Origin of the sequence: Lacticaseibacillus chiayiensis (assembly GCF_004123795.1) — a bacterium.
GTDB lineage: Bacteria > Bacillota > Bacilli > Lactobacillales > Lactobacillaceae > Lacticaseibacillus > Lacticaseibacillus chiayiensis.
Map to the genome: position 1 here is coordinate 1 of NZ_MSSM01000027.1, position 12,769 is coordinate 12,769.

Genomic DNA, 12,769 nt, shown 5'->3' on the forward strand with positions numbered 1-12,769 from the left:
GCKCTGGTGGAACGAATTTAAACTGCGGTGGATGGATCGTCATCCAATGGCAAAGACTTACAAGGAATTCGTCCAGCTCGTTGAAGATGGGATCCACTATTTCAATCACGATAATCGTTCAGGACAAAGAGACGGCCTTACCCCAGAAGAATACTGGAATAAGGCCATCTAAAAGCTACCAAAATTTTATATTATTTCATCTGTCAACTTGACAGGGCCGACCGCAAAAACTGACGCCCTTAATCGTTAATCTGACTGATTGGGATCAAGTGTCGCCGTTAACTTTTAGCAGCCAGATCTTTGTTAATCACAATGTTCTGGTACATCCAAGTTGTCATCAGATAATACAAACCGTAAAGTGCGATGAACACTCCGAATGGCACAATGAGATTATCATAAGGCGCTTGCAGAATCATTTTGAACAGTTGTAATCCAAATAAAACGTGGATCATACCAACCACACCTGGCAGGAGGAAAAGAACCCCGATCTCCTGACGAATAGAACGACGCAAAACCTGTGGACGCGCGCCGATTTTTTGTAACATCAGGTAACGGCGCTTGTCATAATTGGCACCGGAAAGAATCTTAAACATCAAGGTTGACGCCAGCATCGCCAAGAACGAAAGACCTAAGAAGAAGCCCATAAAAGTAAGCCCGGAGTACATACCGTTGAGAATCGAATATGACACGAATTTTTGATCGGTATCATTGCCCCATAATTTTGGATATTGTTTTTGCTGCAACGTCACGATCTTTTCAATGGTGTCGTAATTCTGGTTGAAGTTTTTGACTCTAAAGGTTGTTAACGTTTCGGCATTCCCTAGCTTGGCAAATGTCGCATTATCGGTGACCCGAATCTGTTTACCGCGGTTGTTGCCGATGAAAATTCCAAAAGCACCGTAGTATTTGGAAGCAATTTGGTTAAAGTTACGGCTTGTTAATGTGACTGTGCGTAACTTGCCTTTCATGCTTTGATCACGGATCTGAACCTTCAGCGGATGAGCGTCAAGTGCGCGTTGGCTAATATAAACCATTTTGTCATCCGACTTAATCGTATACTGCTGTTTTTCCGTCACGCCTTGTAACTTTTTCATTTCCGCTTGAGTCTGCGCATTCGGTGAGGCCACCGTCAAATCGTAAACCGTGTACTGGCTTGCCAACACCGGAATGTCGTGGGTAAATCCTAAGCCCACGGTAATCGCCCCTAATGCCAAGGCCACCAAAATGGACACAACCGACAGAATCCGCGTATAGTCACGAATCCGAAAACTCAACTGTGACAGCGTGAAGGTGTGCAGCTGTTTGGAAGCAAAGGAGCGGTCGCGTTTCAGCAAAGCAATCAATCCTACAAACACAGCATTAAATAAGAAATAGGTCCCCATCACGATGGTTACCAAAGCTGTCGGAATCGCTTTGAGGCCAATATGAAGCGCATTGGCCATGCAGTAATAGCCAACAGCCAGTAAAATCAAGCCTAGAACGACTTGTAAAGCAAAGATTCCTTTTTTCTGCTTGACCCGATTCGGCGTTTGCGCTTGCCGCAATAGCCGCATCATCGGCATTTTCAGCAACTTAGCCGTGTTGTAAATTGCCGATAAAATGAACAACACAACGAAAAAACCAAATGTCCATAAAATCGCCGGCATCCAGAAAGCGGAAAAACCGGTTGCTTTAGCGTGCAGCGCATGAATCAGCCATTTGCCAATAAAATCCGTTCCAACCAAGCCGATTAAAACGCCAGCGAATGTTGCGAAGAGGCCAATCGCAACAGTTTCAAGAAAAATAAGCTGGCCGATTTTCCGACCCTTGGCGCCGAGCATCATAAACATCGCATAATCACGCTGCCGCATACTCAGCAGAAAACTGTTGGCATAAACAATGTAGACAAACGTAATGATCGCCAGTAACACTGCGCCAAAGCCGAAAATGAACGGTGTGTAGCTAATCGGCGAATTTTGTTTTAAAAAACTGGTGTTGGTCGCCAAGGCCATGAACATATAAAAGACCGCGCTGGCAATCACCAAACCAGAGAATAACACCGCATAGTCACGAAAGCGGTTCTTTAAGCCGCCAAGTGCAAGTTTGCTTAACATAGACCCCGCTCCTTACTTTTGAAATGTGCCAAGGGTTTCCAGAATTTCCTGGTAGAACGCTTCTTGGCTCTTATCGCCGTGCACCAATTCAGATCCGATCTGACCATCTTTAATGAAAAGAATACGGCTCGCATAACTTGCGGAAAACGGATCATGGGTCACGAGTAAAATCGAAACCCCGTGATTTTTGTTTAAGTCATCCATGGTATCTAGCAATTCACGTGCAGCTTTGGAATCCAAGGCGCCAGTCGGTTCATCACCAAACAAAATGTCCGGTTGTTGCACCAAGGCACGTGCAGCGGCAACGCGTTGCTTTTGCCCACCGGATAACTCGGTTGGATAATGATCAAGCACTGCGTTAATGCCTAAAGTTGCCGCAATTTGATCAACCGCCGCTTGTTGCTTTTTGGCACTGACATTTTGCAACGCCAACGGCAAGGCGATGTTTTCACGTCCGGTCAAATTCTCCAATAAATTAAAATCCTGGAAAATGAAGCCGATTTTCTTTGCGCGAAAATCCGAAAGTGCGTTGCCTTTTAGCTTAGTAACATCTTCGCCTTTAATTCGTACGGCACCGGCAGTCGGACGATCAAGCGTACTAAGAATGTTCAGTAATGTTGTTTTTCCTGAGCCAGAAGCCCCCATAATTCCTACGAATTCACCGGGTTCGACTTGGAAACTAACACCTTTTAATGCAGGTGTCTGCTTTTCACCACGTTTACCATAAGTCTTGGTCACATTTTCAACCGTCACAACGGGTTGTCTGTTCATGATAATCCTCCATCTGCTTGTTTACTTTCTGAATAAAGTTATCATACCGGCTCTAGATCGGCATTTCCTGATAATGGGCTAACAAACGCCCTTTTCAACCTAACGTCTTTGTAAGCGACTTTAGTTTTTCTTTACTTGTCTAAGGTGGCTTCTGTTATTTCAAAATAGTTTGGCCAGCGCCCACTAATAGACGCTGTCACATGTAAAAGCCATGCATATTCAGGCAAAAGAAAAACAAGGCCGCGATCTTCCAAACTGCATCAATCTAGACCTTGTTTCTCCTTAGTTTATACACTCGTTGGTTTATTGTAATTTGTCTCTGGCCGCTTTCGGAACGTCCTTAGAAGGAACCCCTTGCCAGCGGGTGATGCCACGTTTTTCGTTGTAAGTCATCTTGAGATAGGCATTCATCTTCAAAGGACGATCCCGGAAAACCTTAAACTTCAGTTGTTTAGCTTGGCCTTTTTCATCATAGCCGGTTAGCTGGTAAGCATATTGCTTGTTGCCTTCGCTGTCATTTGATGCCTTGCCCGTTTCGGTGATCCTCGTATAGTAGCTCGGACCGCCATAGCTAAAATGTTGATAAGCTTTCATGGCACCGAATCCCAGCACGATCAAGGCAATAAGCCCTATTAGCATTTTTTTCAATGTCGTTTCGCCCCTTTTTAAAGTCCAACCGTTGCAGCGATTCGGGAAATGATGGTTCCCACAGCTGTCAGGCTTACAGATAGTTTATCAAGAGAGGCGCGAAATCGAAAAGAGAATTGGCTAACAAATCACAAGATGTAACTAACGGGTTTGTAAGCAGAAATCGCGGTATAAATTGTCAGTACGCAAAAAGCCCATCAGATCAGGCACACTAACAATTGGCGGCAATATGGCCACTGCCAGCTTTACATTTAGTACAAACTGACTGCGCGGACGGTTCATTCATCATGCAAAACGATCTGGCTGGCACTTGCTTCCAAACTCGCCAACACATCCTGCTGTGCGATGAAATCCAGCCAACTTTGCTGCGGATCCCGTTCATCTTCTTCTATGTAGCGTTTCAAGTTGCAATAAGCGCTGCAGATGAACTGCTCCACCATCGCATCAACCGCCTTTTCTTCCCAAGCTAAATCTCTTTTGGTCGCGGGACATCCTTGTGTGGACTTCAACCGTTGATAAACTGTAGCCCGCTGCCGAAAAACGCTGACGGCATGGCAATGGGTCATCACATATTCTTCAAACACTTCATGATTCAAACTTCCGCCTTCTTTAATTGATTGAGCGATTATGCTTGTCATCATTTTAACATGGCGAGCGTTGATTCAGGATGTGGCGCCGGTGACGGTATATTTTCAGCCTCCATTTGGCATCATGTGGCACGATTTTATGATCAACCAATATCTTCTTTCTCTCTCAGTACAGTTCAAGCTACTTTAAGCCATAACTTCTTCCACCCCTATCACGATTAGAATAAGTGAAACGGGAATCAAAACAATGCCAAAAAATAAAGAAGCCCGTCGGTAAGGATTGTTTACGCCAAGACGCTTAAAAAACCACCCTGCCAATAGAACAAGAAGCATGATACCAAATGGCGAATCTCCAAGCGTCTCTTGTGCATCATTTTCACGAAGCTTCAAAAATGCCCCTACAAACACGCAACTGTTGAAGGCGCAGAGGAACCCGAGTAATAATGTGAACATGTCATCATTCCTTGTTTTGTCTAAACCTGGGTTGCGTATCAAAACTCAATGTTTAAATGTGCTAGCTAAACTCATCCGATTAACCTGGACAACTAAAGTTCACTCCGCCTAACTAAATCAACTGCCGCATCGCACGTCGCCTCAAACTCAATACCGCGTGCATATTCATTGCGCTCTTGATATGCTTCCCATAAACTTTTCAAATTCTGGTTATCCCGCAGAGATTGAATCGTTGAGATATAACTTGGCAACAACATCCCTGTGCCCCGAAGCTTTGTGGTCGTTCGCAATGCCGACTTTAACGTCTTAAAGTCAATGTTTTGAATTTGCACTTTATCAAACAAATACAAATCGTAATAGTCTTTCAATCGCGTGTTCAAATCTATTCTTGCCACCATTGATTCCAATTTTTCCGATAGAATCGTCTCCACATTGTACGCCATGATTGTAATATTCTGATCATTGAATATGGTGCGATGATGCCATAAAATTTCACGTGGCGTAATGACATCTCCAGTTGAAACATCGATACTTGTCACAATCTCGCTGGCAAATATTTTGGCTTGTACTTTAACGCGAAAACCTGAATAGTCGGCAGCAGCAACCCGAATATCGTTAATTTTAGTGATCCGCATGTTAATGTCACTCTCAGGGTCATTCATATCTGCGATTTCCGAGAAAACTTTGATAACCTTTTCCTTGGTAACAGGCAGTCCCTTGATTGACGTATCAATATCACGTGTTGAACGGGTATCAACGCCCAACATGGATGCAATCAAAAGCCACCCTTTAAAATTAAATTGTCCCGATACCTTGATTTAGAAATCCGATAGACAATCTCATCCAGCACAACTTCCTGCATCAACAATTGCGGGTCAAGTTGTTTTTGTTTTGCCATATTTCTAACTTTCGCCTTGAACTGCTGACCGTTGGTGACGCCAAGTTTCATAAAAGTACCTCCATATATGTCCTAATTTGGTCTTTCACGTTAAAGATATCAGCGTATTCACTTAATCGATGCAGGTTCTTATTTTTCATCCTTGAAAATGACACCATTGCTTGCTGAATCGTTTCTGCATCTGATCGATCGCGCGTTCTTAGAATATCGCATAATGTGCGTTCAACGTTATAAGTTCGCACCAGATGCTGACCCGGACTTTTAACAAGTTCTGCACCAAGTTCATACCACGCTAAATTTTGACGATAGACCTTAACCGGATATTGATTGATCTTAGTTGGGTGATAGTTTTGTGGAAAGTTCATCTCATACGTGCCTGGAGCCCGATCAGTCATATCATGTAAAAATAATGCCGTATCCTTAAAATAAATCCCCTTGCGAAACCGATACTGCAGAATATACATGTTATCTTCAAAAATAGCCGGATCAATGTACACACCACGATCCACCCGTTCTAATTTTCCGGCTCGAGTTAGTTCTCCGAGTATATGTGGATCAATTCCCGCCTGATCAATTTGTCGTCGGGTTACCTGACCATTATTTGCATGCAGCAATTCGCTTATAGCATCTAGTTGCATTGTCTCATCTCCCACATTCAAACATCATTATAGAACACAACTATGTTTGATCGTGTAGTTTAATCAAAAACTAAAAATGTCGTGTCAAAATTTAGCGTCATAAAAATTGCCTGGACTGGATGAAGGCAATCGTTGACCCATTGCAAATTTTTTAAAGCAACAAAAAACACCTTCTCGAAATTTCGAGAAAGTGTTGAACTCCAAATATTGATCGAATGATTAACGCTTGGAGAATTGTGAAGCCTTACGAGCCTTCTTCAAACCGTACTTCTTCCGTTCCTTCATACGAGGGTCACGGGTCAGCATGCCGGCCTTCTTAAGTGGGCCGCGGAAGTCAGGATCAACGGTCAACAAGGCACGGGCAATGCCGTGACGAGTTGCGCCAGCTTGGCCAGAGAAACCGCCGCCATTGACGTTAACAAGAACGTCGTAGCTGCCAGTAGTTTCAGTAATGCCAAATGGCTGCGTTAAATCGGTGATCAGGTTTTCATATGGAAGGTAGTCGCGAACGTCTTTACCGTTCATCGTGATCTTGCCGGTGCCAGGAACCAAACGGACCCGGGCAACGGAGTTCTTGCGACGACCTGTACCTGCGTATTGTACTTGTGCCACAGTTATTGCCTCCTTAGATTAAGTTTGAAATGTCGAGTACTTCTGGCTTCTGTGCCAAATGCGGGTGTTCCTCCCCAGCATAGACATGAAGCTTCAAGAATTGCTGATGGCCAAGTGTATTCTTGGTCGGAAGCATCTTCTTAACAGAATATTCAACCAGACGTGCCGGGTTATCCCGTAAAAGATCCCCAGCGATTTCATGTTTCAAACCACCTGGATGCTGACTGTGACGATAGTAGATCTTGTCTGAGGCTTTTTTGCCAGTCAACTTTAGCTTCGAAGCGTTGATGACGATCACATTGTCACCGGTATCAACGTTTGGTGTGAATTGCGGCTTGTTCTTACCACGCAAGATCGAAGCAACGACGGATGACAGACGACCCAACGCAATATCCGTTGCATCGATCACATACCATTTACGTTCGATTTCACCTGGCTTAGCCAAAAATGTTGTACGCACGATTTGTTTCCTCCATAATTCTGTGCTTGTTTGAACACGTTAAGTTTCCGGGGCTTATCGTGGGGCAAACAATACCAGCTACTAGAATACCAACGATTCAGGCCTAAGTCAATGTTAAATTACAGCACGACGCCACAAGTGAGCGTAATCGGTTGGCTTTTTCACATCATCCCAAAGCTTTTGCCGTTAGACCCCAATCTTCCGCACCAACGCCTGCCAGGAAGATTGCGAACCAGTAACGATCGAACCATGTGCCGTTATTCCGTCATGAAGCCGAGCAAGTTGCGATTGACTAACCCGACTCCGAACCGTTATCTGCAAGTCTCCTTGCTGCAACTGGTTCGCTGACGGTATCTGCGTAACTTTTCCGATGAGTAAAAGTGCATCCCCAGCATCCGGTGTGATTTTTACACGCACCTGCTGACCACGTTTAACGCTAGAAACGTCCTTTTTTGTGACCTTCAAGTTGAAGTTGATTGAAGATTGGTGATTTTGCTCAGGTAAAATCCGGCCAATCACCTGTTTTTTCCCAACGATTTGCTGATCAGCAGCCGCTGACTGGCGAAAATAGATCAGCCCTGTAACTGGTGCTTTAATGGTTTGCGGTTGGCTAGCGTGCCTTAAGTCATCGTATTTTGCCTCAAGCTTTTCAAGGGTTTGTTGGATGCGCTTCGCGTCCGCTGCGATTGTTTGCTCAGTTATGCTTTGCAAAGTCGTTAACAAGGTTTCTGCACCGACTTGGCTAGTTCCTGTCGTTTGTTGATTCTCTCGTTGCTGTGCTTGCAAGGCAGCCAATTGTTTTTGTCGATCATTTAACCTACCTTGCAACTGAGCCAAATCTTGGTCCTGAATTGACGCTTTTTCTGCATCACCTGCCATGGCGACTGCCCGCTGATAATGTTGATAAAAACCAGCATAAGGATTGTCGGGGGCAACACTTCCTTGACCGCGAATGGCAGCTTCAGCAGCTTGTACCTGACCGATCTCGTTCATCGTCTGAGCGATCATCGTTGTCAGTAGCTGGGCAACTTCCTGCTTTTTGTTATTAAGCGCCTGGTCGCCACTCGCCTCATTCCCAGATAACGTCTGCATCACCATTTGCCGTTGGTTTAAATAAGTCTGTAACACTTCTTGATAACCAAATTCATCGGCCTTTGAAAAAAGATTTCTATTTTGGTCAACGCTTTGTTCGAGCATTTGCAATTGCCTTTGCTGTTTTTTTAGGTCAGTTATCTGACTAGCCAGATCGTCAGCTCGCTTTGGATCACCGGTTGAGCGATAAACCAAAATAGACTTACTTTTGCGAACTTTTTGACCAACTTGCATCATGACTCGGGTGATGGTCGCTGGCCCTTGTACATAAAGCGCACGACCTCGCTGACTGGTAGCAATGGTGCCATTTGCCTGCGCAACTTTTTCTTGTTTGGTAAGGACCAGAAGTAGAACCATGAAACAGACAAACGCGATGAGTGGTAAGACGATCCAGCGCTTAAAATGCTTGAAGCGATGAGTGAAATCAGTTGTCGTCATCAATTGATTTTCTTTCTGGCTCATGGCGACTACCTCCTCAACATTTGGGCATAATACCCGCGTTTGCCAAACAACATCGAATAGCTTCCTTGTTCAACGATTTGGCCATTAACCAACACAACAATTTTATCAGCATTACGGGCTAGCTGCGGCTGTTGCGTCATTAAAATGATCGTTCGATCTTTTAGGGCAAACAGGCGATTAAGAATTTGATCAGCCACGGCACTTTCGATCTGGCTAAAAGTCCCATCGAAAATAAGCACTTTCGCCGGCGATAATAAGGCCCGAGCGATTGCCAACCGCTGCTTTTGGCTTGCTGTTAGAGTTGCAGTATCGGCATCAACCAGTGTATAAACGAGGTTCGGCAGGTTTGTAATGTCATCGGCAATTTCGGCCGTATCACAAGCAGCATCCATGTCCTCATCGGTCACATCTGATCGATTGCCAAGGCGCAAGTTGTCAAGGATGGAGCCGGAGAAAATCACCGGCTGTTCTGGAACATAGATAACATATTGTTGTAATAGCGATAAGCGAATGTCATTGATATTCGTTTGATTAAAAGTGATCGTCCCACTGCCGGCATCAAGTGGCAATAAACCGCCGATTAAACGTGCTAAAGTCGTTTTGCCGGCTCCACTCACGCCCACGACTGCCATGGTATGATTTGGCATAATCGTTAAATCAATCTTTTGTAAAACGGGATGCTTTTGCTGGTAGCCGAACGTAACCTGGTTTAATTTAATCGTCCCAGTAATTTGTCGTGACTCACTGACGCGGCGTTGCTGCTCAGCCGTATTATTTGACGGAAGATCACGCAAACGACTTTCGGCAACGCCAATTAACTCCCTTTGCGGCTGCAACCGCACCACTTGTGTCAAGTGACCGATCAAGTAAACAAACAAGGCAGCAAATGCTAACAATTGACCGAGACTAAGCTGCTGCATTAGGACCATGTCGGCACCTAGCCATAAAAGACTGACCGTTAAGATGAAATGGAACGCCTGCAGCACCGCGCGTTGGAGTTGCACAAACTGTAGCTGGGCAAACTTTTTATGTAGATCATCGGCAAACCTCTGATCAACCCGTCGAAAAAGATCTGGTTCGGCACGCAATGCCTTCATTGCCTCAACGCCACGAAGGCCTTCAGCAATTTCGGTGTTAGCCGCCACACCGGACTGAATCGTGGCGTAACCAGCTGCCCGCAAGCGATCACGGGAAAGCCACATCAGTAAAGCATCCCCAAATACAGCCAGAACTGCTAGTAACGCCAACTTCCAGTTCATAACAATCAATAAAACAAGTAATATTGTCGCAGCAAGCGTTTCAAGCCACTGAGTCACAAGTGTTTTGGCAGCAACCCCAATGAGCCGACTTACTTCCGCGACTTCGGCAGTGAGCGTTTGCCGCTGGCGATTCAAAAAAGGCAAAGGCATCGCGTATAACCGGCGGACATAGGCCAAAGTCACATCAATCATGAGCCGTTGATCCAGCATCCCTAACAAAAGTTCACGGCCCCATGTCACCGCTGCTTCAAAAAGACCTGCCCCCATTAGTGCGAGCGCCATGATAACTAAAGGCGTCATTAATCCATTCGGCAGATAAGTATCCACAATGGTCTGGAAGAAAATAGCCCCTGCAACACTGATACCTGTCGTCGCTAGCATCGCAAATATCAAATGTACCAAAGCCACTTTTTGTTGCAAAATCAGCGCTTTAATCGTCTGTAAATGTGTTGAAGGCATTTTAACGGCTGCATGCCTCAGCCTCGGCTTAATAAGGGCACCAGCCGCTGTCCACGTTTGGTCGAATTGTTGATAGGATAACCACTTAACGCCAACTGTCACATCAGGATCCGCTACCAACAAATGCCGTTTGGTGATTTTGAAGACAACAGCAAAGTGCTGCTGCCCGTTCTTTGCGTCTCGGCTCGCCACAATCAGTGGTGTTTCGTTTAAACGCTTCGGAGTAATGCTGCTAACACTTTTCGCTGTGAAATGAAGTGCCTCGGCAGCATGAATCAAGTCATCTAGTGTCGTTCCAGTCTGGTCAACTTTAGCCAGTGCCCGCAAACGCACTGGCAATATCTCCGACCCATAAAATTTCAAAACCATGCTCAAAGCTGCAACACCGCTTTCTCGCGGGTCAGCTTGTGGCACATAGTCACACCGATTGAAGTGCCTCACCCAAAAATCCCCGGTAACCCTCATGTGTGTGCTCCCCTTGTCACTATGCTTGATCAGCATTTAATTAACATTAAGCTTATCACAAAATATTAAAATATTTGTCATTAAAAAACAGCTAAGGCAATTAAGCTCACAAACATAAAAGGTCGCCATGTTACTTTTTCCCGTCCGTTCGACTAACGCCAGTACAGAACATCTGCAACGCCCGATCAAGTGGCAGTTGTTGTTGAAAGCCGCCGTTTTCTGAAATATTAGACGGTCGCAAATAAAAAGCTAGAATGTTTAAAAAATATAGCGTGACTTCGCGAGGCTGATATGCCTCCAGTAATTCAGATTGAAAACCGGCAAAAAAGTGGTCTAATGGCGCAAGCAGACTATTCTGCCAGGCTTTAAAAACTCTTCCCCGCGCGCTGGCCTTCAAAGTGGCAATATCGTGAATCACCATTTGCAAGTTCATATCATTGTCGTCGGTCAGAATATGTCCTAAATGGTTCACCTTAGCGACTAGGTTGCCACTGCTGGTTTGTGCCGATGCAATTTTGGCCGCCATGTTATCACTCACCTGCATCACCACTGCCAAGTACAGTTTTTCTTTGGTGCCGAAGTAATGATAAAGCAACGGTTGCTGCACGTTGCTAGCTTCAGCAATCATCCGCGTGGTGACACTGGCATAGCCGTTGGTCATAAATAAATTCTGTGCCTCGGCCAAAATACGTGCAATGGTTGCCTTCTTTTGCTTTTCTCGTTGATTCATTTTTACCAAGCCCTTTTTATTTATCAACTGATAAACGAGTGCTATAATGATTTTACAAAATTCAAACGGAGGTGATCGAAATGTTTCTTGCCATTAAAGAAATTCTGCACAACAAGGCGCGTTATCTTTTAGTTGTCGTCACGTTCGTCCTCATTGCCTACCTGGTCTTCTTCCTGACGGGTCTGGCAACCGGCTTAGCACGCAATAACCGTACTGCGATTGACGCCTTGCCTGGTAATTATGTGTTAATGTCCAAATATGCTAACAAAAACCTGCTGAGTTCCAGCTTGACTAAGCAGCAAGTTGATAAAGTCGCTAATAAGCACACCGCTGTGCTCGGCCAGGTTTCTGTGGTCGCCGAGAATACTAGCACAGATAAGAAAGTCAATAGCAACGTTTTTGGCATTAATCTTACTGGTAAGCTGAAGCCGACTGTCACTAGTGGCCGTATGCCGAGAAACAATCATGAAGTTCTGGCCGACGATAGTGTTACCAACGAAGGCCTGCATAAGGGTGATCGCATCACGCTCAATGGTAGTGACCAAAAGTACCGAATTGTCGGTTTCACCCATGATCGCCGCTTCTATACTGTACCTGTATTTTATACAACTTTGGCAACTTTTCGCCAATTAAAATACGGCCAAGCCAACGTGGCCAACGCTTCAATCGTCATCAGTACCCGCCCTTTCAAGACGATTCCCGCAAAAACCCAACAAATTAATCGGGCGACTTTGATTAACAACATTCCTGGTTATACCGCCGAAACGTCCACATTCGCGCTGATGATTGGTTCCATGATCGGGATTATGTTACTGATTATCGGCATTTTTATGTATATTCTCACAATTCAAAAAATTTCGATGTACGGCGTCATGCGGGCGCAAGGTATTCGTACCCGCTCCATTATCGCTGCGTTGTTCTGGCAGATTCTGATTCTTGCCGTCGTCGGGGTTGGTATTGGCGCCGGGTTGCTAGGAATCACTCAGTTTATTCTGCCAAAAAAAATGCCGTTCTATGCCAATCCGACACTCTTCTCAAGTATTGCTGCCGCACTGGTTGTCATGTCATTAGTCGGCGGATTATTCTCATTGCGCCGCATCATTAAAGTTGACCCATTAGCTGCCATCGGAGGAGGGGAATAG

General features: G+C 45.1%; 15 protein-coding genes. 2 read left to right on the forward strand and 13 right to left on the reverse strand.

Translation table 11 applies throughout. From position 1 onward, the window contains the following. Positions 1–46 precede the first annotated feature (46 nt). Positions 47–172 carry an IS3 family transposase gene (locus BVJ53_RS15535; protein WP_331250564.1) on the forward strand — a complete coding sequence of 42 codons (126 nt, stop codon included), beginning with the start codon at positions 47–49 and terminating at the stop codon, positions 170–172. 106 nt (positions 173–278) lie between these two features. Here BVJ53_RS15535 and BVJ53_RS09975 read toward each other — a convergent pair whose 3' ends face one another. From BVJ53_RS09975 to BVJ53_RS10030, 13 genes are all read right to left on the reverse strand, one after another. Continuing rightward, entirely contained in the window at positions 279–2,093 is a 1,815-nt protein-coding gene (locus BVJ53_RS09975; protein WP_129302284.1) for an FtsX-like permease family protein, read from the reverse strand. 12 nt (positions 2,094–2,105) lie between these two features. Further along, positions 2,106–2,864, reverse strand: a complete 759-nt coding sequence (locus tag BVJ53_RS09980) for an ABC transporter ATP-binding protein (protein WP_129302285.1) — start codon at positions 2,862–2,864, stop codon at positions 2,106–2,108. 303 nt (positions 2,865–3,167) lie between these two features. Next, on the reverse strand, positions 3,168–3,512 hold the full coding sequence (locus BVJ53_RS09985) for a YxeA family protein (RefSeq protein ID WP_129302286.1): 345 nt from the start codon (positions 3,510–3,512) through the stop codon (positions 3,168–3,170). A 278-nt stretch (positions 3,513–3,790) separates the two neighbouring features. Next, the gene (locus BVJ53_RS09990; protein WP_129302287.1) at positions 3,791–4,108 is read right to left on the reverse strand and encodes a hypothetical protein; all 318 of its coding nucleotides are present in this window, start codon (positions 4,106–4,108) and stop codon (positions 3,791–3,793) included. 177 nt (positions 4,109–4,285) lie between these two features. Continuing rightward, positions 4,286–4,552, reverse strand: a complete 267-nt coding sequence (locus BVJ53_RS09995; RefSeq protein WP_129302288.1) for a hypothetical protein — start codon at positions 4,550–4,552, stop codon at positions 4,286–4,288. 92 nt (positions 4,553–4,644) lie between these two features. Beyond that, on the reverse strand, positions 4,645–5,331 hold the full coding sequence (locus BVJ53_RS10000) for a nucleotidyl transferase AbiEii/AbiGii toxin family protein (RefSeq protein ID WP_238150164.1): 687 nt from the start codon (positions 5,329–5,331) through the stop codon (positions 4,645–4,647). Next, complete coding sequence (locus tag BVJ53_RS15340) at positions 5,328–5,501, reverse strand: hypothetical protein (protein ID WP_238150165.1); 174 nt, start codon at positions 5,499–5,501, stop codon at positions 5,328–5,330. Before BVJ53_RS15340 ends, BVJ53_RS10000 begins: the two co-directional genes overlap by 4 nt. Next, entirely contained in the window at positions 5,498–6,088 is a 591-nt protein-coding gene (locus BVJ53_RS10005) for a type IV toxin-antitoxin system AbiEi family antitoxin domain-containing protein (RefSeq protein WP_129302289.1), read from the reverse strand. The genes BVJ53_RS15340 and BVJ53_RS10005 overlap by 4 nt, the downstream gene beginning before the upstream one ends. A gap of 219 nt (positions 6,089–6,307) precedes the next feature. Further along, entirely contained in the window at positions 6,308–6,700 is a 393-nt protein-coding gene (gene rpsI, locus BVJ53_RS10010) for a 30S ribosomal protein S9 (RefSeq protein ID WP_010492533.1), read from the reverse strand. Between the two features lie 13 nt (positions 6,701–6,713). Further along, positions 6,714–7,160 (reverse strand): 50S ribosomal protein L13, encoded by a 447-nt coding sequence (gene rplM / locus BVJ53_RS10015; protein WP_005686771.1) that lies wholly within the window; start codon positions 7,158–7,160, stop codon positions 6,714–6,716. Between the two features lie 186 nt (positions 7,161–7,346). After that, positions 7,347–8,714, reverse strand: coding sequence for a hypothetical protein (locus BVJ53_RS10020; protein WP_129302290.1), 1,368 nt, complete (start codon positions 8,712–8,714; stop codon positions 7,347–7,349). A 5-nt stretch (positions 8,715–8,719) separates the two neighbouring features. Beyond that, positions 8,720–10,933, reverse strand: coding sequence for a peptide cleavage/export ABC transporter (locus BVJ53_RS10025; protein WP_129302291.1), 2,214 nt, complete (start codon positions 10,931–10,933; stop codon positions 8,720–8,722). A gap of 94 nt (positions 10,934–11,027) precedes the next feature. Next, positions 11,028–11,627, reverse strand: a complete 600-nt coding sequence (locus BVJ53_RS10030; protein WP_129302292.1) for a TetR/AcrR family transcriptional regulator — start codon at positions 11,625–11,627, stop codon at positions 11,028–11,030. An 80-nt stretch (positions 11,628–11,707) separates the two neighbouring features. Here BVJ53_RS10030 and BVJ53_RS10035 point away from each other — a divergent pair, with 80 nt between their 5' ends. Beyond that, complete coding sequence (locus BVJ53_RS10035) at positions 11,708–12,769, forward strand: ABC transporter permease (protein WP_129302293.1); 1,062 nt, start codon at positions 11,708–11,710, stop codon at positions 12,767–12,769.

Excerpts from the sequence above, each read along its gene's own strand:
- BVJ53_RS15340 (WP_238150165.1), bottom strand. The coding sequence starts at position 5,501 with ATGAAACTTGGCGTCACCAACGGTCAGCAGTTCAAGGCGAAAGTTAGA.
- BVJ53_RS10030 (WP_129302292.1), bottom strand. The coding sequence starts at position 11,627 with ATGAATCAACGAGAAAAGCAAAAGAAGGCAACCATTGCACGTATTTTG.
- BVJ53_RS09995 (WP_129302288.1), bottom strand. The coding sequence starts at position 4,552 with ATGTTCACATTATTACTCGGGTTCCTCTGCGCCTTCAACAGTTGCGTG.
- BVJ53_RS10020 (WP_129302290.1), bottom strand. The coding sequence starts at position 8,714 with ATGAGCCAGAAAGAAAATCAATTGATGACGACAACTGATTTCACTCAT.
- BVJ53_RS09975 (WP_129302284.1), bottom strand. The coding sequence starts at position 2,093 with ATGTTAAGCAAACTTGCACTTGGCGGCTTAAAGAACCGCTTTCGTGAC.
- BVJ53_RS10025 (WP_129302291.1), bottom strand. The coding sequence starts at position 10,933 with ATGCTGATCAAGCATAGTGACAAGGGGAGCACACACATGAGGGTTACC.
- BVJ53_RS10035 (WP_129302293.1), top strand. The coding sequence starts at position 11,708 with ATGTTTCTTGCCATTAAAGAAATTCTGCACAACAAGGCGCGTTATCTT.
- BVJ53_RS09980 (WP_129302285.1), bottom strand. The coding sequence starts at position 2,864 with ATGAACAGACAACCCGTTGTGACGGTTGAAAATGTGACCAAGACTTAT.
- BVJ53_RS10005 (WP_129302289.1), bottom strand. The coding sequence starts at position 6,088 with ATGCAACTAGATGCTATAAGCGAATTGCTGCATGCAAATAATGGTCAG.
- BVJ53_RS15535 (WP_331250564.1), top strand. The coding sequence starts at position 47 with ATGGCAAAGACTTACAAGGAATTCGTCCAGCTCGTTGAAGATGGGATC.